This window comes from Eisenbergiella porci (genome assembly GCF_009696275.1).
GTDB lineage: Bacteria > Bacillota > Clostridia > Lachnospirales > Lachnospiraceae > Eisenbergiella > Eisenbergiella porci.
Genome location: NZ_VUMI01000001.1, coordinates 79,744 through 102,493, shown reverse-complemented (window position 1 = coordinate 102,493; position 22,750 = coordinate 79,744). Strand labels below are relative to the sequence as shown.

The window sequence follows — 22,750 nt, the reverse complement described above, 5'->3', positions numbered from 1 at the left end:
TATTAAAAAAAGAATAAAGCCGAAGGTTTTTTCCCTTCAGCTTCTATGTAAGCGGTAGCCGATACCCCAGACGGTATCAATATATTCCTCATCGGGGGAGAGCGCCTTCAGTTTATTTCTCAGGTTGCTGATATGGACGTTAAGCGTATTGTCTTCACTGAGATATTCACAATCCCAGACGCTTTCAAACAGATTGGCCTTGGAAAAAATCTTGTCCGGATATTGCAGAAGAAGCTCCAGTATCCGGTATTCCTTGGCCGTCAGGGAAAGCTCGGCGTCTTTTATAAAAGCGGTGTTTTTATCCTCGTCCAACAACAGCTCACCGCAGCGCAGCCGCCGATCAGGCTTTGCACTCAACGCGGCACGCCGCAGATTGCTTTCAATACGGGCCAGCACCTCCTCCAGATCAAAAGGCTTGGTCACATAATCATCGGCGCCGGAGCGCAGAAGGTCGATTTTATTGCGGGTGGTTCCTTTGGCGGAAATGATGATGACGGGAACGGCCCAGCCGGCGCGTATGTCCGTCAGTACCTGATCACCGCTGCGGTAGGGCAGCATGAGATCAAGAAGAACCAAATCCGGCCTGTATTCCTGCAGAACCTCAGGAACATGCAGCCCATTATATAAGCAGGAGGCCTGATATCCGTTTTCCAGCAAAAATTCGGATAAAAGCCCGCTGATTTCCAAATCATCTTCAATAATCAGTATCCTCGCCATTCCTTTTCCTTTCCCGCAATGCGCGCCGCAGTCCGGCACTCCTGAATCACTTTCTCACAGACAGTTACCATTTTACAACAATTTACGCGCCGGGACAACCTGCTCCGAAGCTGCATAAGCCAAAAACGCGTTACCTGCGGCACAGGCATGGAACCGCAGGATGGATGAATACGGCCATTCCCCACTATTTTACATTTGACTGGGACTGGAGAAAAACGTATCATGGTTACAGATTCTCATTCAAAAACTAACATTGAAACAGCATAAGCACCAGGCGGCGAAACGACCGATTATAAGATGCAAGCCTGCCCGGGCAAAATTGAAGGCAAACAGAAATTGGAAGCACACAGGAGGACGATAGTTGGAAGAAAAGAAAACGGACAGCCTATGCGGCGGCGCCTGCCCCTGCCCAAGAACGAAATGTGAGCGTTACGGCGATTGTGAAAGCTGCAGAAAAAAACACACGAAAAGCGCCCCCTACTGCGAAAGGAAGAAGGGAAAAGCGCCGGCCCGCAAAGCTGCAGAAAAGAAGGGACGGCGGGCTGAGGAGACGCAGACATTATAAGGTAAGTACGGCAACGGTCCGGTTTCCAAAAATTTTGCCGTCCGTTGTGATATTTCCTCAAGAAAACGTAGTTAATATAAGAAGGCTCGCAGCAGTTAATCCGACAAGATGCCTGTTGCGGCCGGAATACATAGGTCTGCCTGAATGGCGGCAGAATGAGGGAGAAGGCAATGGATGATGAAAAAATTATAGAACTGTTCTGGGAACGTTCTGAGCAGGCCATTTCTGAAACTGCGGATAAATATGGGGGCATCTGCCGGAAAATCGCATGGAATATCCTGGGAAATGAAGAGGATACGCAGGAGTGTGTGAACGATACCTATCTGGGAGCCTGGAACAGCATCCCGCCCCGGCGTCCGGGAGCGCTGCGGGCCTATCTATGCAGAATCGCCCGGAATCAGGCGGTAAAAAAATACCGGCTCAATATGGCGACGAAAAGAACCTGTGAGCTGACCTGTGTGCTGGAGGAACTGGAAGACTGCATTCCCGCGCCGTCCTCCTGGGAGGTGGAGGAACAGATCGAGGCCAGAGAGCTTGCAGGGTATCTGGAGGAATTCCTGGATACCCTGAAGGAGCGTGACAGACTGGTTTTTCTGCGCCGATACTGGTTTGCCCAGCCGGTAAAAAGTATCAGCAGGGAATGCGGCGTCACGGAGCATCATGCGGCGGTGATTCTGGAACGGAGCCGTAAAAAACTGAAATGCTTTCTGGAGGAAAGAGGTGTGCGGATATGAAATCTGAGCTTTTGTGGGATGCAATGGGGCATATTGACGAATCACGTATTGAAGAGGCGCTGCGTCAGCCGGAGGACAGGGTAGCAGGAAAGAAAAGAAAGAAGAGCAGACTGAAAAAAGGGGTCGCGTCCGCAGCCGCGGCTGCGCTTGTCATCATGGTGGGGACTCCCCTGCTGGCCGCGGAAAGTCCGGCTTTTTACCAGGCCCTTTATTCGGTTTCTCCTTCTGCGGCACAGTTCTTTATTCCGGTCAGGGAGGCATGTGTTGATAATGGGATACGGATGGAAGTGGTATCCGCCGGCCTGGAAGGAGATACTGCCAGGATTTATGTTTCCCTTCAGGATCTGGAAGGAGACCGAATCGATGAAACGACGGATCTTTTTGACAGCTATGCCATCAGACGCAGCTTTGATAGTGTTGGTACCTGCAGCAGAGTCGCCTATGATGAAGAAAACAGAAAAGCCACTTTCCTTATAGAGATAACAGCCATGGGCGGCAGTGACATCAAAGGCGGAAAAATCACTTTTTCCGTAAGGGAATTCATCAGCGGCAAAACTGCCAGGGAAGACATTCCCTTAGAACTGAAGCCTTCGGACCTTGCACAGCGTGAGATTACCGGAGTGCTGACCGATCCTGTGATTACGGGCGGCAGTTATTCCTGGGAGGCACAGCAGGACTTCGGCGTTTCCATAGAAGATGAGACTGCTATGGAAGAGCTGGAGAAAAAACTCCCCACTACAATGCTTGTTCCCGGAGAAAGCCTGTATTCCCCCATGGAAAACATGGATATTTCAGCGGCCGGCTATATGGACGGCATGCTGCATATTCAGCTTCGTATGAAGGAATCGTTAACGCTTGATCCACACGGTTTCGTTTATCTGATGAATGAAAAAGGGGAACGCATCGATTCTTATTGCGCTGTTTATTTTGCTGAGCATACGGAATCCAATGACCTGCGCGTGGACTATGACGAGATGATGTTTAAGATCCCGAAGGAGGCGCTGGAAGAATACCGGCTGTACGGAAGCTTTTATACGGCAGGAAGAAATGTAAAGGGTGACTGGAGAGTTACCTTTTCCCTTTAAATATCAGATTACTGCAGGAGCTGTCGGACAGACCGGTTGATGCCGCCTGCGGATACCCTCCGGCTGGCCACATATTTCCCGGATGGCCCACATGACGTATTTTCCGGTGGTGTGTTTTGGGCGGATATGATATAATGTCGTCGAAGACGACATTATATCTGCGCATTCTGGTTTCTGCGCTTGCCGCAGAAATCCAGGCGGAATACAGAATAAACCCGGCTGTGCCGGTGAGATAAAGGCGGTGCTGCAATGGAAAGAGACATTAATCTGGATGAAATATCCGACGGGAAATTATATGATGCCAATGATATGGTCAAGGTGGGGTGTTCGGACTGCGCCGGATGTTCGGCGTGCTGCCATGGCATGGGAGAAACGATTGTGCTTGACCCTTATGATATCTGGCAGCTCACCTCCCATCTGGGATGTACCTTTGAGCAGCTGCTTTCATCAGGCCGGATTGCCCTTCATGTATACGAAGGCCTGATTCTCCCCAGCCTGAACCTTGTGGGGGAAGAGGAAGGCTGTCCCTTCTTAAATAAAGAAGGCCGCTGCTCCATCCATTCCTTCCGTCCCGGCATCTGCCGCTGTTTCCCTTTGGGCAGGCTTTATGAAAACGGCTCCTTCCGCTACTTCCTTCAGATTCATGAATGCAGGAAAGAAAACCGGACAAAAATGAAAATCCACAAATGGCTGGATATTCCGGATTTGCGCCGCTATGAAAAATTCATCTGCGACTGGCATTTTTACATAAAAGCCCTTCAGGAGCAAGCAAAAACCTGCAAAGAGGAAGAAAGGCTGAAGGAACTGAGCATGCGGGTGCTTCAGGACTACTACCTGATACCCTACGCGCCGGAAAAGGATTTCTATGAACAGTTCTACAGCCGCGGCAGCCAGGGGGAAGGCGGCAACGAGTTAAATTAAATTTATGACAGTAAATAAATCATTGTATGACCGGCAGGAAACTGCCGGTCATCTTCATGAAAAATTAAGAAATTGCGCAAACCAGCATATTTCCAGAAATTACCAGCGCAAAACGTTACTTTTTGTGGAATATTGAGAATTATCTTCTTGACTTGAAATTCCCGGGGAGGTAATCTTTTAAGTAGTAAACTACAAGGAGTACTTACCCTGATGAAATATAAATGGAAACCTGTCTTGGCAGCTATGCTTGCCTCTTTTTGTCTTTTTTCTTCTCCCCTGACGGCTTTGGCGACAGATAATACAGTCAGCACCATTGAGGATGAAATGGTTCACAATACGGAAGGAGCCGCCGAAGCAGGCAGCGCAGAGACGCAGACAGGTGAATCGGAAACACCGGGCAGCCTCCCCGGTCAGGCCGACGAAGAACCGGGATGGCCCTCCGGCCCTTCCATAGTTGCGGAATCCGGCATTGTTATGGAAGTCTCCACAGGAACGATTCTGTACAGTAAAAATATGCATGCCCAATATTACCCTGCCAGCATTACCAAAATTATGACGGCCCTTCTGGCCATGGAAAACTGTGAACTGGATGAACAGGTAACGGTTCCCCATGAAGCAGTATATATGGAGGATAAGGGCTCACACATCGCGCTGGACGAGGGCGAGGTGCTGTCCGTGGAGGACTGTCTGTACGGCATGATGCTGGCATCTGCCAACGATGCCGCCTATGCGCTGGCCATACATATCGGCGGAACAATAGAGAAGTTCGCCGAAATGATGAATGAAAGGGCCAGGGAGCTGGGCTGTGAGGACAGCAACTTTGTCAATCCCCACGGACTGCCTGATGAAAGGCATGTATCCAGCGCCTACGACATGGCTCTGATTACCAGGGAAGCACTGAAGCATGAGATTTTCCGTACGGTATCCAAAACGGTTTATTATGAGATTCAGCCCACCGATAAACAGCCGGATCTGATTCCCATGTCCAACCACCATAAGATGATCTGTAGCGGCAAATACCATTATGACGGTGTGTTTGCAGGAAAAACCGGATATACGGTGGTGGCAAAGAACACGCTTGTCACCTGTGCGGCACGCAATGACATGGAGTTGATCTGCGTAACCATGAAAACGGAGGGCAGGCAGGTATATGTGGATACCGCTACTCTGTTTGATTTCTGTTTTGATAATTTTAAAAAGGTGGATATCGGATCCAGCGGCACGGAGGGTGAAGAGATTGAGGTTTCCGTGAAGGAGGGGGACAGCCCGGAGAAAACGGAGAAAATACCGTTTCGGATATCGGAGGACGGCTATGTTGTCCTCCCTTCCCAGGCAGAATTCTCGGATTTGAAGCCTCTGCTTTTACTGAATGCGGACAGAGGGCCGGAGGTAACCGGCGCGGTACTGGAATATCTTTTAGGTACCCGCACCGTGGGACAGGCTGTCATAGCGCTTCCTGAGTCGATGATAGTGAAGCCGGAGCCAGAAACTGTACAGAATGAGACGGAGAGCGAACCGGAACAGGAGAAAGAGAAAGAGGGCAAAGGCTTCCGCTGGTGGTACATTCCATTGGGTATCCTTGGCGCTCTGGCGGCAGCGGGCGCAGGCTTCCTTATAGTCCGCAGACAGATATGGAAATACAGATGGAGAAAAAACAGGAAAAGGCGCAGAAGCGGACGGCATTAATCTGACAGAGCCTGAATACCGCTGAAAATAAAAATTATTACTTCTTCCGGAGGGACTATAGCTTAACAGTAACAAAGAAAATGCTAAATAACGTAAATCATGCTTGTACATTCGGTCATAAAAGCTTACAATGAGTATATGTATAAACGGCGTATGGCGCAGGAGGAGTTTTTATGGCAACGGAAAAACATATGATTTTGACGAGGCCTTTTTTACCTCCGTCTTTAATCAGCTGACCACTAATATCTTTATAAAGGATGCGGAAACAGACGTAATAGTTTATATGAACGACGCGATGAAGCGGGAATTTGGACAGATACATCCGGAAGGAAAGCGGTGCTGGATGATAGAGGATGCCAGAAGGGAAAATATAACTCTCACCGTGGCGCTGATAGACGTGAATGGGCTGAAGAAAATCAACGATCAGTGCGGTCACGGGGAAGGGGAAGGGGATAATCTCCTTACCTCAATGGCCTGCGTGACAAAGGGCTGTCTTGGGGAACAGGATATCATTTTCCGTCTCAGCGGGGACGAGTTCGTGCTGGTATTCTATAATCAGAACCAGCAGGCGGCTGAGAAACTGATGCGGGAAATCAGCAGGCGGCTCCACGATGAACGGGAGAAATATTCCATTTTTTATGAAGCTACCTTCAGCTACGGCCTGATGGAGGTATATCCGGGAGACAGATATACCTTGTCGGATATTATCAGACGGGCCGATCAGCAGATGTACATACAGAAGCGGAGCTACCATATCATGCGTGCCAAGGAGGGACTCCTTAAAGACGGGCAGAGACGTATGGGGACGCTGGAGCTGACGGAAACCTATCTCATCAAGGAGGATGCCGGAACCCGTGATATCCTGGAGAAAATGAAGAAAATGGGAATTAACCTGGCCATGGATAATTTTGGGATCGGCTATTCCTCCCTTTTTTCACTGAAAAACATACCGGTGGATATTGTAAAAATAGACAGGGGCTTTGTTAAGGGAATTACTTCTGAACTCTTTAATGCCACCTTTGTCCGGGCAATTATGGAGCTGTGCCATGATATGGGGAAGAAGGTATGCCTGGAGGGAGTGGAGACGAAGGAAGAGTACGATGTGGTGAAGAATTCGGGGTTGGAGCTGATTCAGGGCTTTTATTTCGGTTATCCCATCAATGCGGAAATGTTCGAAAAGCAGTGGCTGTAAACAACGGAATTAAATATAAAAACATAAAAGAGAGGGAAGCGCTGTCCGCAACTTTCCTCTCTTTTACGTATACTATTATACCACAAAATTGAGAAAATATCAAGGCTTGTAATAGAATCGGCCAGAACGTATAATAGGCATTTCCAGCAGAAACAATAGGAAACAGGGATTTAAAAGGAGGAGACAGCGGTGAACGAAAGTTTATTGGAGGTGCTGCAGTCACAGAAGGAGAAAAAGGAGCTTTCCGTTCTTATGCAATGTAATGAAAAAACGGAAAGCTTTGGTTTGTCCCTGACGGAGGAGGACGCGCATGAACTGGTTTTGTGCAGGAATGCGAGCCTGAAAAAATACCGCCGGGTGGAGTTCGGAGAAGGGATTCTGGATAAGCTGATTTTTACCTTCTGTGATTCCCAATACATTAATCAGGAGAATTACCGGGAGGTCATGGAGGAGCTGCAGGATATTTTTTATTCCTTTAAGAATGAAGCGATGGATTTGCTGACGGATGACGAGCTTCTGACATTTATGAAGGAACAGTTTGAAGAGATCTGCATGGGAGACACGGAATATCTGGAAAGCACCTGCCTTCCAAGGTTTGCTTCCGCCATTCGTTCCGGTGACAGGGGCTATGTGAAAAGCGGCGGAAAAGGAGAATATGAAAAGCTCAGCGAGGAGCAAAGGTGGGACGGAGAACTCTTTATGGATGTAATAAAGGAGCTTTTCTGGTAATTGTCAGGACCAGTACAGGGGTTTTTCCAAGGAAGGAATAAGGAGGAGAAGGATACGAAAATGGCAGAGGACAGGGAATCAAGGGAAAATGAGGGCAGTATGTATGGTTACGGATTGGAAGAGATACTTCCGGTGGTGATTTATCTGACAAATAAATATACATCCGGGGAAAGCAGCTCCGTGCCCTATGAAAAGGCGGAAATGCTTATGGAAGCCGTGCTTTACTGCATCCGGGAATGCTTTACATGGAATACGGCCGGCGTGCTGCCGGCCGTAAACAGCCTCAGTGCGCGGCAGGCCTATGATAAGGGATATGAATATGTGACGGAAAAGGTAAAAATGGCCAGGGGGCTTTACGATGGCCTGATTACGGATTTTGAAGATTATGGCTGTCTGAATTACCGGAAAACCGTTCTGGAAGGGCTTCCCGCCTTTTTCCTGAAATATGATATCCGCTTCTGCCCGCAGGATCATATCCTGACTCTGGATTATCCGGATATGGTACGCGGGGAGGCACAGTGCGGCGCGGATCGGATTTACAGTTATCTGTCCCATCTTTGTATGGAAAAGAGGTTCCTGGAGCAGTTTGACAGACAGGCGGTATGCAGGGTGTTGGCAGGTGTTCAGCCGGATTACCGGGAACTGTATCTGGACAATATATGCGAAGCAGTGCTGTTCCAGGCGGTAAAATGTGTGATTACGGACAGCCCGGTGTGGAAGCTGGAAACATCCGGGGATGAGAAGGAACTCCTTGGGATATATTTTGACGGAGATACGCGTGAACAGGCTGCCCGCAAAACGGCAGCACTGATCGAAATGCTGGTGGGAGCAATGGAAAATGCGGTGCCGGACCCTGAATTCAGAAATTACTTTGGACAGATGGGGAAAGCTTTTTGCGCCAGATATCTGCTTCAGGCGGGAAGCAGGGAATAAAGGGATAAAAATCCAGAAAGACAAAGACATGTGCCCAGGCCTTTTTTCATAAAATAGGCGTAAGAGTTTATTGGAAAAAGGATAGAAAATGTATAAAGGCATTGATGTGTCGGAGCGCCAGGGAACCATTGACTGGAAAAAGGTAAAAAAAGCAGGCTGCAGATTTGCAGTGCTTCGTTCTATAAAATGGGACGGAAAACCGGACAGTCAGTTTTGGGCAAATGCCAAAGGCTGTTATGCAAATGGTATTCCTTATTCTGTTTACCGTTATACTTATGCCGTCCTGCCTACGGAGGCGCTGGAGGAGGCGGAACAGGTAATCCGGCTCCTCCGGTCCCGGGGAAAACGCTCCTGCAGGATATGGTGGGATGTTGAGGATAAGTCCCTGGAGCCTCTGGGAAGGGATGTGCTGACAGGGCTGATAAAAACGGCGGAAAATACCATCACAGGCGCAGGGTATGAATTCGGCATTTATACAGGGCAGTTTTTCTACGATGGAGGCTTTTTTGATGCCGGGGCTTTTGACTGTCCCATGTGGGTTGCCCGTTATCCCGTGAGCAGAAGCTTTGTATTTGATGAAAACCCGCCTTCGGATAAATACCGGCCGGAAATAAAGCAGCCGTTGTTTGCGTGGCAGTATACCAGCAAAGGCAGAATAGACGGGATAGACAGTCTGGTGGATTTTGACATTTGTTATCTGCCTTTTGGGTAAACGGAATAGGGATTGGGAAGCTGTAAATGCCCTGAAACGGAGGGAAAGAAATGGCTGACTGGCTCTTGTGTTTTCCCGCTTATCGTGTATGATAGAGGTAAGAGGCCGTGCAACTGTGACGATGCGGTGCAGTTACGGGAAAATAAAGGAAAGGAAGGTTTTTTATGAGAAGGAAAGGTTTTATGAAGCTGGCGGCGGCCGCAGCTGTCGCTGCGGTTTGTTTTTTGCTGCCTCTTAAGGCGGATGCGGCGGAGCTTATTCATTCGGATGAATACGGGGATGTTTATGTAGTGAATTCTGAAGGCAGGGACAGCCTGGTATTTATGGAAGACGCCAGCGGCAAGGTGCTGGAGTTCATGAAAGAAAGCGCGGGAGATCCCTATTTTGTCAGGTATAATGTCATGGATGCTTCGTTGGCAAGGCTGAAAGCAACTGCCAGCGCCATTCAGGTTCTGGATGATAACGGGGAACTGATCGCCAGCAAGGGAGCGGCTGAAATCCAGCAGGAGGTGGCGGCGCATCTGGCTGTGATAAATGCACTGGATACAATGGATCCCCAGCAGCAGATTATATTGGAAAACCAGCAGCTGGCAAGCCTGGCCGCACTGAAACAGGAGCTGCTGCTGCAAAAGCAGGATTCGCTTGTGAAAATGCAGCAGGCTGCCGCAAACGGTAGTACGGAAGAAGTGATTGCCTGCCAGTTTGCAGCCGCAATGTATGATCAGATGATTACCCTGAGCGCTTCCAAGGAACAGGCTATCCTTTTGTATCAGCAGCAGTCGATACCGGAGGCGCAGCAGGTTTTGGAATCAATCAAGGAACAGGCAGGAATTATTCAGCGGGAAATATCGGATTTTGCCGTACAGTTCAAGCAGCTTCTGGTACAGGAAATCGTGAACGAGCTGGTAAATCTGCCTTAAGCGGATTAATTTAAGCGGACAGATACATGGGAAAAAGGGCCGGCAGCTGTAAAGCTTCTCCCTTTAATTTCCCTGTTGGGCCGTGAACATTTCCTGCATATCATTGATTAGCTTCATATCCTCCGCAGTCAGCTTCAGATTGGAGCTGAAGGTCTTTCCCTCCGCTGTGGTAACGGTCATTTCCAGCAGCGTCCCTTCCATTACGGCTCCTTTGGAAACGGCGTTTAAGAAGGAGGGAAACTTGGGGTGCCTGGCCTTGAACTGCTCCCAGGAGGCCTTTATCTGCAATAATTTCATAGGATTAAACTGGTTCATTTCAAATACTTCCTTTCCCTGATAAATAGAGCCTGGTTCTCAGGCACGTCTATTGTATCATTTTTCCCGCTTTTTGGCGAGTGAAAAAACAGGAGACAGACAGTGCGGAAAATGGTAAAATAAATGTGCGGCAATGATAATCAGGCATTTATGGGAATAAGGAGAAGAACGATGATTTATAAGTGCAGGAACTGCGGCGGAAATGTGGTTTATGATCCGGACAGGAAGGAAATGCATTGTCCTTACTGCGACGGGACGGACACACAGGATAAGCTGCCGGGCGGAGGAATGGAAACCTGCGCCAACTGCGGCGCGCCGATAGAGGCGGGGGATTACCGCAGCGCAGTGAAGTGTGAGTACTGCGGCCACTATACGATTTTTGACGAACGGGTGGAGGGCGTATATGAGCCCCGCCTGATCCTGCCTTTTAAAATAGGGAAAAATACGGCGGTAAAGCGTTTGGAGAATGAGTTTTCCAGACGGATATTTGCGCCGGTAACCTTTCTTGCACAGGCTACAGTGGAAAAGATGGAGGGAAATTATGTCCCTTTCTGGCTGTACGACATGAAGGCATACTGTCATTATGCGGGGACAGGAACCAGAGTACGCGTGTGGGTCAGCGGAGATACGGAATTTACAGAAACCTCGTATTTCCAGGTGAGCAGGGATATGGATGTGGATTTTGAAAAGCTGCCGGTGGATGCTTCCCTGGCTATGGAAGATAATGTGATGGATCTGATGGAGCCTTACGGCTATGAGGCGCTGGAAAATTTCAGGCCGGAATATATGTCTGGCTTTCTGGGGGAGATTTACAACCAGGACGCAGAGACGCTGGAAAAGCGAGCCAGGGATAAGGCGGGCAGGGATGCTTCGGTGATGCTGCACAACACCCTGAACGGCTATACAACGCTGATTCCGCAGCAGGAAAATATCAGTTTGAACAGTATACAGTCCAGCTATGCGCTGCTTCCGGTATGGTGGTACCGGTACAGCTTTGAAGGGAAAAATTATGACTGCTTTGTCAACGGACAGACGGGCAAGGTTGTGGGAAAAGCACCTTTGTCGGTCAGGAGAATTTTTGCCTACGGCGGTACTTTTTTCGCCTGCATGTCACTGATTTTGCTGCTTTTGAAGGGAATACTGGAGGGACTGTAGGATGAAAGGGTATCTGAAATATTTCAGGGTGTATTTTATAATCATACTTGTCCTCACTGTGATTTTTGCGGCGCTGAAGCTTACCGGGGCCGGGAAACAGCCGGCAGAGAGGGGCAATACGGAGGCGGTGACGCAGGAACGGGTCTTCGATTATGCGGATAAGCTGACGGATGAAGAAGAGGACAGCCTGCGCAGGCTGATTGCCAAAAGAGAGGCGCAGACAGGCTGCGATATTGTACTGGTGACGCTGAATGAGTCGCTGGAGGAATATGCGAAGGGCTATGAGGAACAGCTGGGATACCTGTATCCTTATCAGTATGTAATGGTGTATGCCGATAATTTTTACGATGAGCATTTGTTCGGCTACAATAAGCCCCAGGGCGACGGCGTGCTGCTTCTGGACAACTGGTACAGGGAAAGCGACGGCAAGGTATATTCCTGGCTGAGCACCTGCGGTAAGGCGCAGGACCGTTTCAGCAGCACAATGATTGATGAACTGCTGGATAAGGCGCTGGAGGATGTGGACAGCAATCCCTATAAAGCCTATAAAAAATATGTGGACCTTTTTTATTATGATATGACCGGGAAAGTGCATATTCCCGTTGCTGCCCTGATTTTTGTGGCTGCGGCCTGCACTGCCGTTTATGTGGGTGTCAACCTGGGAAGAAACAAGGGGCAGAAAACGACCGGGGTGGCGACCTATGTATCGGGCGGGCATCCACAGATGCGTAATCAAAGTGACCTGTTCCTTCATAAGACGGTGACAAGACGTCATATAGAGAGAAATACCGGCGGTTCCGGAGGCTCTGGCGAAGGAGGCGGCCATGTTTCCAGCGGAGGAGTATCCCATGGAGGCGGCGGGCACAGCAGATAACAGAAACCTGTATTTTGCTTCGCAAACCAAGGAGGAAAATTCCTCTGTTCGTCAGAGGATTTACATTTTGCTCCGCAATACGAGTAGGAGGAAGTATGAGAATTCAGTATTTGGGGCATTCATGTTTTAAAATCAGTTCCGGCGGATATGCGCTGGTGGTGGACCCTTATGAAAATGGTTCCGTGCCGGGGCTGAAAAATCTGGATACCACGGCAAATCTGTGTGTGTTCAGCCATGAACACAGTGATCATCATGGTGAGGGCAGTGTGATTATGGAAGAGAGCTTTCTTCCCTGTCCCTTCAGGATTGAAACCATTGACAGCTGGCATGACGACAGGAACGGGAGCCTGCGCGGCAGGAACCGGATTCATATTTTCCATGTGGAGAAAATGAAGGTGGTTCATCTGGGGGATATGGGGTGCGCCCCTTTGGAGTGGCAGATGGATCTATTGAAAGGGGCGGATCTTGTCATGGCTCCTGCGGGGGGCTATTATACGGCGGAACCCTCCGATGTCTGCGCGGTTGTGAAGAAAATAGGCCCTCGTGTGGTGATCCCCATGCATTATCGGACGGCGAAAAGCGGTTTTCCGGTGCTCAGGACCTGTGAGGAGTTTTTATCCTGCTGCGGCCATGTAGTGAGATATGAAACGGATACCCTTACACTGGACAGCGCCACGCCGCCGCATACGGCTGTGCTGAAGCAGTGGGGATATATGTGAACAGAAGCAGATTCCTATGAAAAGGAGAATTATATCGTTGAACATACAGATTTTCGGGAAGACGAAATGCTTTGATACGAAAAAAGCAGAACGTTATTTCAAGGAACGCGGCATTAAATATCAGTATATTGATATGAAGGAAAAAGGAATGAGCAAGGGAGAGCTGAACACGGTCTGTCAGGCAGTGGGCGGCCTGGATAAGCTGCTGGATGATAAATGCAGGGATAAGGATGCGCTGGCGCTGATTCGTTATATATCGGAAGAGGACAGAGCGGAAAAGCTTCTGGAAAACCAGCAGGTCATTAGAACCCCGATTGTACGCAACGGGAAAAAGGCGACGATTGGTTACTGCCCGGATATTTGGAAAGGGTGGGAATAAAGAGTGGAAAAAAAGGCGCCTTATCTTGTGCGGCTCACTGGTATCCTGGTAGAAGAGGGCAGACTCCTGATTATCCGGCAGCACATGCCGGATGGACGGCAATGGTATCTGCCCGGCGGTCAGCTCGAACCGGGAGAAACGATTGAAAAGGGAATTATCAGGGAAATGAGAGAAGAGACAGGGCTGGATACATTTTTTGATTTTCAGGATTAACAGGGTTTTACGATATATGGAAGCTGTGGGATAATGTTAAATTCTATAGTTGAAATACAGTTATTAAAAAAGGTGTAGTGAAACCGTCTTCCGGCTTCGCTGCGCCTTAATTCAATTTTGTAGTTAATGGAACTTTCTTATGAAACAGATTAGCGGATAGCGGCAGCATGGTTCAAATTTTGGCGTATATCACTTTAATCAGTCATCGAAGCCATGGATCCAGTCGGCCTTCACGAAATAAATCAGGAAAATGATGGAACTCAGGGTCCAGGTCAGAGGATAGGCCCAGAAAATAACATTGATTACCGGAATGATTCTTACGACGATGCTGATGTAGGTAATTCTGATGATACACCAGCAGCACATCATAACAAGCATGGGAATCGTTGCCTTTCCTGCACCGCGCAGAATTCCGGCGACGCAGTGTGAAAATGCCAGCAGGAAATAGAAGAGCGTAACCGTACGCGCCTGTGTGGTTCCATAGGCGATTACTTCGGGATCGTTGTTAAATGCAGCTATGAGCACAGGGGCAAAGGCATAAATCAGGACGCCCACCAGCTCGGCCATAGTGATGGAGCAAAGGATACCGAAACGCGCGCCCTTTTTTGCCCTGTCATATTTTTTGGCGCCCAGGTTCTGACTGATAAACGTAGTCATGGACATGGCAAAGCAGGTGATGGGAAGGAAGCCGAATCCTTCTATTTTGGAATAGGCGCCGCAGCCTGCCATGGCCATTTTGCCGAAGCTGTTGATATTGGCCTGCACCACAACATTGGCAATGGAAATGATGGAGTTCTGAAAGCCGGAGGGCAGGCCGTTCTGAATAATCTGCTTCAGGAAGAAGAGGTCAAAGCGGATTTTGCGGATATGTACCCTGTAATCTTCAGGGCTCCTGGAAAGGCGGATGATACACAGAATCGCGCTGACAAACTGGGAAATGATGGTTGCCAGAGCCGCGCTGCCGACACCGAAACGAAATACGCCTACGAACAGCAGGTCCAGTAAAATATTGACAACAGAGGAAACAATCAGGTAAACCAGGGGATGTCTGCTGTCCCCCACCGACTGAAGAATACCTACAAAAATATTATACAGGACAAAGGCAAGGGAGCCGCAGAAATAAATACGGAAGTAAGTAATGGAATTGGGCAGAACATCCGACGGCGTACCCATCCAGATAAGCAGCTGCGGAGTGAGACATACACCGATGAGCGTAAGCAGTACCCCGGCAGCAAGGCCAAAGGCTATCGTAGTATGTATGGCCTTCTGCACCTTTTCTATTTCACGCGCTCCATAATATCTGCCGATAACAACGCCTGCGCCGATGGCGATTCCGTTGAAAAAACCAACCATAAGGAAAATCAGGCTTCCCGAGGAACTGACAGCGGCCAGAGCCTCGCTCCCCAGGAAATTTCCCACAATGAGGGAGTCTGCCGTATTATACAGCTGCTGGAACAAATTGCCCAGAAAAAGAGGAATGGCAAATGCTATAATTTTTTTCCAGATAGATCCTTCTGTCATCAGTGTGGTTTGCTGTGCTGTTTTATTCATTGATGCTCCTGTCTGCGTGTACTATATGCACATTCGCCCCTGTCTGTACGCATAGTTCCGCCCATATTTAGTATATTTCAAAAGGTATCTAAAACCGGCGGCAAAACAACCGCCAATTTTTTATTATATCACAGCCGGTAAAAAAAGGAAGAGTAACGTATCAACGAGGGGATAATCGATCAGGATTCCGTAATAAGCTGTAAGGCCATCGTGTTATGTTTCTTTTCAGAATTTAAAATTCAGCCAATCGCGTATGCCTGGCATGGATATCATGCAGGTTGTCTGATACAGTTTCCCGATGGAATTCCGGATCTCATTCAGGAGATGTATGAGATAATGGAAAAGAAACTTATAAAAATTACTCAGGAAATATGCTTATGCACTTTAGAAACGCTGAAAGCAAACTCAGGTATCCTTGATACTGTCATAGCAGAGGGAAAGGGGGAAAAGTATAATGAAAATAACAGAGGAATATATCCGGGAACAGATACTGCTTCTTTATTCTAAGGACTCCAATACAGGATACGCCGCATTGAAAGAACTACAGGATGCCAGCCATGAGGACTGTATGGTTTACACCCATTTAAATGAGTTTTTTGTTATGCTGGAAAATAAAAATTCTTTTGTACGTACCAGAGGGCTTGTTCTGATTGCTGAAAATGCCATATGGGACGAAAAAGGCATCATTGACCGCTTTTTTGACAGCTATCTGCAGCATATTACGGATGAAAAACCGATTACCGCAAGACAGTGCATAAAGCTGCTTCCAACAATTGCGAAGCATAAGCCTGAACTAAAAAAGAGGATGGCGGATGCGCTTCATGTAGCGGATCTTTCCTGCTATAAAGAAAGCATGCGGCCGCTGGTGGAAAATGATATCGAAAATGTGCTGGCTCAAATACAGGAATGAAAGAGAAAACTGCAGGAAAACTTCGATACTATTTTCTGGGAGGCGTGCAGTACCAAAATGGAAGAGCAGAATATGCATGATTAAGGAAAAGAAAACACAAGCGCTGGTAAATAAAATAAGTTATACTTAAATACAACTGTTCAGCCGGCCCACGTATTTACAGTCAAGTACAGTAAAGGCCGGTAATATACAAGGAGGTAAAATTTTATGAAAATTGCACTGATTAATGAAAACAGCCAGGCGGCAAAGAATGCGCAGGTGGAAGCGGTCCTGAAAAAAGTCGTTGAACCCAAAGGACACGAGGTATTTAATTATGGAATGTACAGCGCAGAGGACGAGCATCAGCTTACCTATGTGCAGAATGGTATTCTTGCAGCGATTCTGCTGAATTCAGGAGCAGCTGATTATGTGGTTACGGGCTGCGGTACAGGAGAAGGCGCCATGCTGGCCTGCAATGCATTCCCCGGCGTGTTGTGCGGACATATCGTGGATCCTTCCGATGCTTATATGTTTGCCCAGATCAATGACGGCAATGCCATTGCGCTTCCCTTTGCAAAGGGCTTCGGCTGGGGCGCGGAGCTGAATCTTCAGTATATTTTCGAAAAACTGTTTGAAGGTGAGAGCGGACAGGGCTATCCCAAGGAAAGAGTTGTTCCGGAACAGCGCAATAAGAAGATCCTGGATGAAGTTAAGAAGGTTACACATAACGACCTGTGCACTATCTTGAAAAATCTGGACAGGGAGCTGGTTAAAGGCGCTATTGCAGGAGACAGATTCAGCGAATACTTCTTCGCAAACTGCAAATGTGAGAAAATAGCAGCATGCGTAAAGGAACTGCTGGAAGCATAAGCGGAAAGTAATTTCAGGCGTTTTCCAGGACGGAGGCGGATGCTGCTGCAGGACACAGCTGCAGGGTGCCGCACAGCTTTGAAGCATGAAACATATTAACTGGTTCATTCCCGGCGGATGGACCAGTTATTTAGATTAAGGGAGAAGTGGCATGGCAGCTTCTGATATGACAAAAGGCAGTATTATGGGACATCTGGTCCGCTATTCCATTCCCCTGATTCTGGGGAATCTTTTTCAGCTTGCCTACAACGCGGTGGATTCCATGATTGCGGGCCGGTTTATCGGGAAGGAGGCGCTGGCCGCGCTGGGAACGGCAGGGCCGGTGATGAATATTATTATTCTGGGGATTTCCGGGATCTGTATGGGAGCCGGCGTGCTGATGAGCGGTTTTTTCGGGGCAGGCAGCCTGGAAGAACTGAAAAAAGAACTGTCCACCACGCTGCTGTTTGGCCTGTATTTTACCATTGGGGTGGCGGTGTGCGGGTTGTTTCTGGCCAGACCGCTGCTTGTATTGCTTCAGGTGCCGGAGGGTGTGCTGGATCGTGCATGTATTTATTTGAAAATCATTATACTTGGTTCCCCCTTCACCTATTTTTACAATGCGCTGGCGGCGGCGCTGAAAAGCGTAGGGGATTCCAGGACACCCGTCAGGTTCCTGATTTTTGCCTCTTTGCTTAATGCAGTTTTGGATTTGTTGTTTATCGGCCTGCTGGGATTTGGAATCGTATGCTCGGCGGTGACTACTGTGGTCGCGGAAGACGTGTCAGCCGCCCTGACCTGGTATCATATCAGAAAAGCCGTCCCTATGCTCAGCCCTGACAAAAAGACATTCCGCATTGACAGACGGCTTCTGAAGACCACGCTCCGTTATGGCAGCGTTACGGCGCTGCAGCAGGCCTGTCAGCCGGTGGGAAAGCTGCTGATTCAGGGAGCTGTCAATCCCCTTGGCGTGGACGTGATTGCCGCATTCCAGGCGGTGAACCGGGTGGATGATTTCGCATTTACGCCGGAGCAGAGCATCTCGCATGGAATCACCACCTTTACTGCACAGAACCTGGGTTCCAGGCAGGATGAGGAGCGTAAACGGGAACGTGTGGGCGCGGGGCTAAGGACAGGCCTGCTGCTGGAATTTCTGTATTGGATATTTATTTTCCTGTTGGTTTATCTGGGGAGAGTACCCGTCATGAAGGCCTTTGTGACAGGAGAGGGCAGCACAGGCGTTGTGGAGGCGGGGAGCCGGTATTTGGGGACTATGGCTTTCTTTTATCTGCTTCCCGCCTTTACTAATGGACTGCAGGGCTTTTTCCGGGGAAGGGGAAAAATGGGAATTACGCTGGCAGGCACCTTCATCCAGACAAGCCTTCGTGTGGCGGTTACCTATCTGACCGCCCCTGTTCTCGGTATTTACGGCGTGACAATCGCCTGTGCCGTAGGCTGGACGGCAATGCTGCTTTTTGAAGTGCCCTGCCTGTTCTTTTTTCGGGACAGGACGGTTAAACAGAAAAAGTAATGTAACAGTCCGGACAGGTTTGCGCATTCACTGCGCAAAACGTGAGAAAACGTGGCGGCAGCAGGCATCCGCCCCTCGCTGAAGGCGACTTATAATGGGCGGATGCAGTAATAGTTCGGCCGAAGGCTGAACTGTTACAAAGTAAATGTTGAAAACGAAACAGCTGTTAAGAGGATAAAAAAGGAGAAAAAGATGGCGGTAAAAACGGCGACAGGCGCCTCATTGCTGGCGGCAGATTTGGAAAAAGCACAAAAATATGATATCACGGCTTACGGGGCCGTTTCGGGCGGCGATCCGGTAAAGAATACGGAGGCGGTCAACCAGGCCTTTGCGCAGGCGGCCCAAAATGGCGGCGGCACGGTCAGCGTGCCCGCAGGCGATTATAAGGTATATACGATAAGGCTTCGCAGTGGGGTGAACCTGTGCCTGGAAAAGGGATGCGTATTACGGGCGGCCAAAACCGATATCCGGCATTCCTATGAGAAGCAGGAAGGGGAAGGCGGGCATTATGATAAGCCGGAGGTAAACCTGTACGCCGGGATACAGGATCACGGACATACTTATTATGCCAACAGCATGATTTACGGGGCGGATATTTCAGACGTAATGATTTATGGAGAGGGCCTGATTGACGGCGGCTGTTTGGAGGACGGCTTCCGCAGCTATGTGCTGCTGGGCGGCGATCCCAAAATGCCAAAGATGCGCAATGAACCGGGAGTCGGCAGTGACGGGGAATGGTTCGGCAATAAAGCGATTTCCCTGCTTCGCTGTAAAAATGTGGTGCTGAAGGGCTTCAAGCTTGTCATAGGCGGCCATTTTGCCATCATTGCGCAGGGTGTGGAAAATATGTTGGTGGAGGATGTCCTGGTAGACACGACCAGAGACGCGCTGGATGTGGACTGCTGCCAAAATGTGACCATCAGAAACAGCACCTTTAATTCCCTTACCGATGATGCGCTGGTCATGAAAGCGTCCTACGGCGCAGGAAAATTCATGCCGCTGAAAAATGTCCTTATTGAGGACTGCCGTGTGAGCGGCTACGATGCGGGGAGCGTCGCCGCCGGCGTATACACCAGGGAAAAGCTGGTGGCTGCCGACAGAGGCGGCCCCACGGGAAGGGTGAAGCTGGGTACGGAATCCACCTGCGGCTATGAACAGGTGACGGTGAGAAGGGTCCGCTTTGAGCGGTCCCGCGGCTTCGCACTGGAAGCGGTGGACGGCTCTGACCTGACGGATATTCTTTTTACGGACTGTGAGATGGAAAATATAAGCAGTTCCCCTATTTTTATCCGGGCAGGAGAAAGAGGCCGTTTTCCGGGACGGGAAACAGCCGGGAGGAAACGATTGAAGCAGGGGAAGGAAATGTGCGTCTGGATAACCGGAACTGGGTGCTTCCCGCCAGGGAGGAATATACCTGTTATCCGGCAAAAAGGTATACTCCTTCTTACAGAAAAGATCGCGTCGTCAACATTGACGGCCATTCCGCTTTTTCCGTTGTCAGCCAGGAGGAACCGGCGTATGTGAATCCCGCGAATGTTGTGGAAGAGGATGGCGTAGCATAGATAATCTAGGTATTATTTTACAAAAAATGGTGCTTTACAAGGAGGACAGGCGGATGGACAAAAAAATGATGGCTGTGGGAACCTCCATGCTGCTGCTGAAGCTTCTGGAAAAAGAGGATATGTATGGATATCAGATGATAAAAGAACTGGAGGAACGAAGCGAAAGCGTCTTTTCCTTGAAGGAGGGGACACTGTACCCGCTTCTGCATACGCTGGAGCTGCAGGGTGATATCGAAAGCTTCGAACAGCCGGCTCCAACCGGAAGGATCAGGCGCTATTACCGCATTACCCCCGACGGAAGAAAAACGCTCTCGGGAAAAAAGGAAGAGTGGAAAACCTATGAAAAGGCGGTTAACCTTGTGCTGGGAGGTGTGAGCCATGCGTAAAAATGAGGAAAAAGGCAGAAATACAGGCACAGACACAACAGAACGCAATGCTATGGAACTGTTTCTGGAGGATGTGGAAGCGCAGATTCAGTATAAGCCGGCCGCCAGACGGATTAGCAAGGAGTTGTATGGCCATCTGGAGGATAAGACCGAGGAATATAAATCGGAAGGACTGGCGGAAGAGGAGGCCATGTCCTGTGCTGTCAGAGACATGGGGGATGCTGCGGCACTGGGAGTCATGATGAATGATACACACCGTGTAAAGCTGCCGTGGGTATTTATTCTTTCGGTAGTGATGGCGGTTTTATTAGGAATTGCTGGAAACATTGCGGAATATGGAAGCGGTGATTTCTCATTTGAGGAGAAGCTTTTCTGGGTAGCCGGGAACAGTATTTATTTCCCTCTGGGTCTTTTGGTGTTTGCGGCGGTACTTTGGAAAGGCTATCCATGGATTGTGCGTTACAGCAACAGAGTTCTGGCGGCGGCAATTTTGCTCCTGTCCCTGATGACTGTGATATCAGAGCTTAATTACAGCGCGCTGGAAAGGTGGCTGGGGCGTATTGGATTTATGGCTACATACATGCTTTCTCTGCCGGTGATTATATTGACGGTACCGATAATGATGGTGCTGGCTTATAAATTAAGAAGCTGTAAAACGGCAGGGATTATAGCTATTATGTGCCTTTTCGGGATACAATTCCTTTCTTATTCAAGATCGACGGGGACGGTTAACTTTTCATACCGTTTGGTTGCTTTTGCGGCATTCCTGATTTCCATGGTTTTTATGGGTATAAAAAAATATTTCCGCATTTCTCTCCAAAAAGCAATACCGGCAATAATTATCCCCGGCATACTGATCGCCGGTTTATGGGGAATGGAAAACAAAGAAATGCTGAGGGATTTTTCACTGCAGTGCTTTCAACCGGAGCTTCATGCGAAAAACGCCTGGGATGACTCCTATAACAGTATCCTGATAAGAAATCTGCTGCCCCAGGCAAAGCTTTTTGGAGGGCTTACGCTGCCGAAGGAAACTTTAAAGGATTATTATATGGCTGATTGGTATTTTGATGGCAACGAGGACACAGAAATACCTAATAGAACTTACCGCGAAGAACATTGGAAATACGCTTCAAAGGAATTGACTGATATACTGCCGCAGCATTATCATAACAATTACCGTATTGCTTACTGGATTCTGCAATATGGCTGGGGACCGGGAATCTTTTTACTATTGTGTGTGGCAGCAGTGTATGCGCTGATGCTGAAGCTTATTTTAAGAATCCATAATCCAATGGGTAAGGCCATATCAACTGCCTGCTTTATCTGCCTGGCAGGTCAGACAGTTCTGTATACTGCAGGAAATTTCGGATTTCAGTTTGGATGGTTTACCGCATTTCCTTTTATTTCGGAAGGTAATGTGAGTATTGTTATGAACATGATGCTTGCCGGACTGATCGCATCCTCATACAGCTACGATCACGCAATATCAGAAGAAGAGGAGCTGAAGATTTTCCGCCCTCTCAGAAAAAAGGTAACGGCTGCAGACTGACGCTCATATGATAAAAGAAAAGGGCTGACGACAGAATGGATTTTAAGAAAAGCGAAACATATAAAAATTTGCAGCAGGCATATGACGGAGAACGGATGGCAAGCACAAAGTACCGGCTTTATGCAGAGATCTCCAGAAAGGACGGTTATCAACAGATAGGGGATATCTTTGACGAAGCAGCCGGAAATGAACAGGCGCATGCGGAAATCTGGCTGCGTATGCTCAATGAAGATACCTTCCCCATGCTTGAGGAAATGCTGCAGGATGCCGGGGATGGTGAGCAATATGAATGGAAACAGATGTACCGGGACTTCGCAGGTACGGCGGATCAGGAGGGATTCCATGATATTGCCGAGGTTTTCCGCAGGATAGGAGAGGTGGAGAGACATCATGATTTCCGTTTTACCCAGCTTGCCGAAAATTTCAGGGAGGGATCCATTTTCTGCAAACAGGACAAGGAGGTCTGGATCTGTCTGAACTGCGGATATGTGATTTGTGGAAAATGCGCGCCGGAAAGATGCCCGGCCTGCGGGTATCCTCAAGGGTATTTTGAATTGAACTGTGAGAATTATTGAAAATTGGAG

Annotated in this window: 26 protein-coding genes; 23 read left to right on the top strand and 3 right to left on the bottom strand. The window is 48.7% G+C overall.

Going from position 1 to position 22,750, the window contains the following annotated elements:
* Nucleotides 1–36 precede the first annotated feature (36 nt).
* Complete coding sequence (locus tag FYJ45_RS00520; protein WP_102289066.1) at nt 37–717, bottom strand: response regulator transcription factor; 681 nt, start codon at nt 715–717, stop codon at nt 37–39.
* Nucleotides 718–1,078: 361 nt separating this feature from the next.
* On the opposite strand from FYJ45_RS00520, the gene FYJ45_RS00515 reads away from it, so the two are divergent.
* The 10 genes from FYJ45_RS00515 to FYJ45_RS00470 all read left to right on the top strand — a co-directional run bounded on the left by FYJ45_RS00515 (nt 1,079) and on the right by FYJ45_RS00470 (nt 10,194).
* Complete coding sequence (locus FYJ45_RS00515; protein WP_154462976.1) at nt 1,079–1,282, top strand: hypothetical protein; 204 nt, start codon at nt 1,079–1,081, stop codon at nt 1,280–1,282.
* A gap of 170 nt (nt 1,283–1,452) precedes the next feature.
* A complete protein-coding gene (locus FYJ45_RS00510; protein WP_154462975.1) occupies nt 1,453–2,016 on the top strand; it encodes an RNA polymerase sigma factor in 564 nt (187 codons plus the stop codon).
* Complete coding sequence (locus FYJ45_RS00505; RefSeq protein ID WP_154462974.1) at nt 2,013–3,101, top strand: DUF4179 domain-containing protein; 1,089 nt, start codon at nt 2,013–2,015, stop codon at nt 3,099–3,101. The genes FYJ45_RS00510 and FYJ45_RS00505 overlap by 4 nt, the downstream gene beginning before the upstream one ends.
* Nucleotides 3,102–3,350: 249 nt before the next feature.
* Nucleotides 3,351–4,022 carry a YkgJ family cysteine cluster protein gene (locus tag FYJ45_RS00500; protein ID WP_154462973.1) on the top strand — a complete coding sequence of 224 codons (672 nt, stop codon included), beginning with the start codon at nt 3,351–3,353 and terminating at the stop codon, nt 4,020–4,022.
* Between the two features lie 210 nt (nt 4,023–4,232).
* Nucleotides 4,233–5,708 carry a D-alanyl-D-alanine carboxypeptidase family protein gene (locus FYJ45_RS00495; protein WP_154462972.1) on the top strand — a complete coding sequence of 492 codons (1,476 nt, stop codon included), beginning with the start codon at nt 4,233–4,235 and terminating at the stop codon, nt 5,706–5,708.
* Between the two features lie 130 nt (nt 5,709–5,838).
* Nucleotides 5,839–6,900 (top strand): GGDEF domain-containing phosphodiesterase, encoded by a 1,062-nt coding sequence (locus FYJ45_RS00490; protein ID WP_154462971.1) that lies wholly within the window; start codon nt 5,839–5,841, stop codon nt 6,898–6,900.
* A gap of 189 nt (nt 6,901–7,089) precedes the next feature.
* Complete coding sequence (locus tag FYJ45_RS00485) at nt 7,090–7,629, top strand: DUF6323 family protein (RefSeq protein ID WP_102289061.1); 540 nt, start codon at nt 7,090–7,092, stop codon at nt 7,627–7,629.
* Nucleotides 7,630–7,689: 60 nt separating this feature from the next.
* The gene (locus FYJ45_RS00480; protein ID WP_154462970.1) at nt 7,690–8,562 is read left to right on the top strand and encodes a DUF6179 domain-containing protein; all 873 of its coding nucleotides are present in this window, start codon (nt 7,690–7,692) and stop codon (nt 8,560–8,562) included.
* An 88-nt stretch (nt 8,563–8,650) separates the two neighbouring features.
* Complete coding sequence (locus tag FYJ45_RS00475) at nt 8,651–9,274, top strand: GH25 family lysozyme (RefSeq protein ID WP_154462969.1); 624 nt, start codon at nt 8,651–8,653, stop codon at nt 9,272–9,274.
* A 164-nt stretch (nt 9,275–9,438) separates the two neighbouring features.
* Nucleotides 9,439–10,194 carry a hypothetical protein gene (locus FYJ45_RS00470; RefSeq protein ID WP_154462968.1) on the top strand — a complete coding sequence of 252 codons (756 nt, stop codon included), beginning with the start codon at nt 9,439–9,441 and terminating at the stop codon, nt 10,192–10,194.
* 63 nt (nt 10,195–10,257) lie between these two features.
* On the opposite strand, the gene FYJ45_RS00465 is transcribed toward FYJ45_RS00470, so the two are convergent.
* Nucleotides 10,258–10,509, bottom strand: coding sequence for a hypothetical protein (locus tag FYJ45_RS00465; protein ID WP_025489633.1), 252 nt, complete (start codon nt 10,507–10,509; stop codon nt 10,258–10,260).
* 171 nt (nt 10,510–10,680) lie between these two features.
* Between FYJ45_RS00465 and FYJ45_RS00460 the strand changes: the two genes are divergently transcribed.
* From FYJ45_RS00460 to FYJ45_RS30170, 5 genes are all read left to right on the top strand, one after another.
* Nucleotides 10,681–11,664 carry a hypothetical protein gene (locus FYJ45_RS00460; RefSeq protein ID WP_154462967.1) on the top strand — a complete coding sequence of 328 codons (984 nt, stop codon included), beginning with the start codon at nt 10,681–10,683 and terminating at the stop codon, nt 11,662–11,664.
* Nucleotide 11,665: 1 nt separating this feature from the next.
* Nucleotides 11,666–12,538: a TPM domain-containing protein gene (locus FYJ45_RS00455; RefSeq protein ID WP_154462966.1), complete on the top strand. Its 873-nt coding sequence runs from the start codon at nt 11,666–11,668 to the stop codon at nt 12,536–12,538.
* A gap of 95 nt (nt 12,539–12,633) precedes the next feature.
* Entirely contained in the window at nt 12,634–13,257 is a 624-nt protein-coding gene (locus FYJ45_RS00450; protein ID WP_154462965.1) for an MBL fold metallo-hydrolase, read from the top strand.
* Nucleotides 13,258–13,294: 37 nt separating this feature from the next.
* Complete coding sequence (locus FYJ45_RS00445; protein ID WP_035321678.1) at nt 13,295–13,636, top strand: arsenate reductase family protein; 342 nt, start codon at nt 13,295–13,297, stop codon at nt 13,634–13,636.
* Nucleotides 13,637–13,639: 3 nt separating this feature from the next.
* The gene (locus tag FYJ45_RS30170; protein ID WP_025489638.1) at nt 13,640–13,849 is read left to right on the top strand and encodes an NUDIX hydrolase; all 210 of its coding nucleotides are present in this window, start codon (nt 13,640–13,642) and stop codon (nt 13,847–13,849) included.
* Between the two features lie 198 nt (nt 13,850–14,047).
* Here FYJ45_RS30170 and FYJ45_RS00435 read toward each other — a convergent pair whose 3' ends face one another.
* Nucleotides 14,048–15,400, bottom strand: coding sequence for an MATE family efflux transporter (locus FYJ45_RS00435; protein WP_154462964.1), 1,353 nt, complete (start codon nt 15,398–15,400; stop codon nt 14,048–14,050).
* A gap of 336 nt (nt 15,401–15,736) precedes the next feature.
* Between FYJ45_RS00435 and FYJ45_RS29350 the strand changes: the two genes are divergently transcribed.
* From FYJ45_RS29350 to FYJ45_RS00400, 8 genes are all read left to right on the top strand, one after another.
* Nucleotides 15,737–15,907, top strand: coding sequence for a hypothetical protein (locus FYJ45_RS29350; protein ID WP_195841586.1), 171 nt, complete (start codon nt 15,737–15,739; stop codon nt 15,905–15,907).
* Nucleotides 15,855–16,310 (top strand): SufBD protein, encoded by a 456-nt coding sequence (locus tag FYJ45_RS00430; RefSeq protein WP_154462963.1) that lies wholly within the window; start codon nt 15,855–15,857, stop codon nt 16,308–16,310. The genes FYJ45_RS29350 and FYJ45_RS00430 overlap by 53 nt, the downstream gene beginning before the upstream one ends.
* A 207-nt stretch (nt 16,311–16,517) precedes the next feature.
* Nucleotides 16,518–17,159 (top strand): RpiB/LacA/LacB family sugar-phosphate isomerase, encoded by a 642-nt coding sequence (locus tag FYJ45_RS00425; RefSeq protein WP_154462962.1) that lies wholly within the window; start codon nt 16,518–16,520, stop codon nt 17,157–17,159.
* A 151-nt stretch (nt 17,160–17,310) separates the two neighbouring features.
* Nucleotides 17,311–18,669 (top strand): MATE family efflux transporter, encoded by a 1,359-nt coding sequence (locus tag FYJ45_RS00420; RefSeq protein WP_154462961.1) that lies wholly within the window; start codon nt 17,311–17,313, stop codon nt 18,667–18,669.
* Nucleotides 18,670–18,861: 192 nt separating this feature from the next.
* Nucleotides 18,862–20,193: a glycoside hydrolase family 28 protein gene (locus tag FYJ45_RS00415; RefSeq protein WP_154462960.1), complete on the top strand. Its 1,332-nt coding sequence runs from the start codon at nt 18,862–18,864 to the stop codon at nt 20,191–20,193.
* Nucleotides 20,194–20,284: 91 nt separating this feature from the next.
* The gene (locus FYJ45_RS00410) at nt 20,285–20,617 is read left to right on the top strand and encodes a PadR family transcriptional regulator (protein ID WP_154462959.1); all 333 of its coding nucleotides are present in this window, start codon (nt 20,285–20,287) and stop codon (nt 20,615–20,617) included.
* Nucleotides 20,610–22,166: a permease prefix domain 1-containing protein gene (locus FYJ45_RS00405; RefSeq protein ID WP_154462958.1), complete on the top strand. Its 1,557-nt coding sequence runs from the start codon at nt 20,610–20,612 to the stop codon at nt 22,164–22,166. The genes FYJ45_RS00410 and FYJ45_RS00405 overlap by 8 nt, the downstream gene beginning before the upstream one ends.
* 35 nt (nt 22,167–22,201) lie before the next feature.
* The gene (locus FYJ45_RS00400; RefSeq protein ID WP_154462957.1) at nt 22,202–22,741 is read left to right on the top strand and encodes a rubrerythrin family protein; all 540 of its coding nucleotides are present in this window, start codon (nt 22,202–22,204) and stop codon (nt 22,739–22,741) included.
* Nucleotides 22,742–22,750: the final 9 nt, after the last annotated feature.